This window comes from Vibrio sp. D173a, from assembly GCF_030248475.1.
The window spans coordinates 1-597 of record NZ_JAHGAH010001295.1 but is presented as its reverse complement, the minus strand read 5'-3'; the positions used below and the strand labels follow the sequence as shown (position 1 = coordinate 597).

The 597-nt window shown below is 47.2% G+C and carries 1 pseudogene; it reads left to right on the top strand.

Going from position 1 to position 597, the window contains the following annotated elements:
• Positions 1-597 (top strand): annotated as a pseudogene (gene secA / locus KIV40_RS32945) (preprotein translocase subunit SecA); the annotation flags it as partial.

Here is a 597-nt window from a genome sequence, read left to right as displayed (position 1 = left end):
GTGACAACATGGCTTTCCGTGCTGAAGACGGTGTGCAACGCGAACGTTTCTTCGCGGTTGTCGATGAGGTGGACTCAATCCTAATCGATGAAGCTCGTACTCCTCTTATTATCTCTGGCCCTGCTGAAGATAGCTCAGATCTTTACACTCGTATCAATACGCTGATCCCTCATCTTGAACTTCAAGACAAAGAAGATTCAGAAGAGTATCGTGGTGAAGGTCACTACACCATGGACGAGAAATCGAAACAGGTTCACCTGACTGAAAACGGTCAAGAGTTTGTTGAAGAGCTAATGGTGAAAAACGGGCTGATGGAAGAGGGCGATACGCTTTACTCTCCAACCAACATCAGCCTACTGCACCACGTTCATGCAGCACTGCGTGCACACGTACTATTCGAGAAAAACGTCGACTACATCGTTACTGAAGAAGGCGAAGTGGTTATCGTTGATGAGCACACTGGTCGTACAATGCCAGGTCGTCGCTGGTCTGAAGGCTTGCACCAAGCTGTGGAAGCGAAAGAAGGCGTTAAGATTCAGAACGAAAACCAAACGCTGGCTTCTATCACATTCCAAAACTTCTTCCGACTATACGAAA